This is a genomic window from Helicobacter pylori, from assembly GCF_015904775.1.
GTDB classification, from domain to species: domain Bacteria; phylum Campylobacterota; class Campylobacteria; order Campylobacterales; family Helicobacteraceae; genus Helicobacter; species Helicobacter pylori_DM.
The window spans coordinates 1-346 of the sequence record NZ_JADZNC010000042.1 but is presented as its reverse complement, the minus strand read 5'-3'; the positions used below and the strand labels follow the sequence as shown (position 1 = coordinate 346).

Annotated in this window: 1 protein-coding gene; it reads right to left on the bottom strand. The window is 28.3% G+C overall.

From position 1 onward, the window contains the following. The coding region (locus I6852_RS07910) for a DUF874 family protein (protein WP_197292980.1) at positions 1-346 on the bottom strand (346 nt) is incomplete at both ends.

Here is a 346-nt window from a genome sequence, read left to right as displayed (position 1 = left end):
GGGGTTTTGCATTCAGCTTCTACTTCTATAGCAATACCACCCTTAATTCCCACTTTTTTAATAAAGAATTGATTATGTTTTTCTTGGCAATTTTGTTCTGCGTATTTAATGAAATCTTTCTGTTCTTTAACCAAATCTTTCTGTTCTTTAACCAAATCTTTCTGTTCTTTAACCAAATCTTTCTGTTCTTTAATCAAATCTTTCTGTTCTTTAATCAAATCTTTCTGTTCTTTAATCAAATCTTTTTGCGTATTGTTTGTCTTTTGTTGTTCTTGTTCTACTTTTATTTGGTTATTAGTCTCTATATTGCTTGTCTTTTGTTTTTCTTGTTCTACTTTTATTTGGT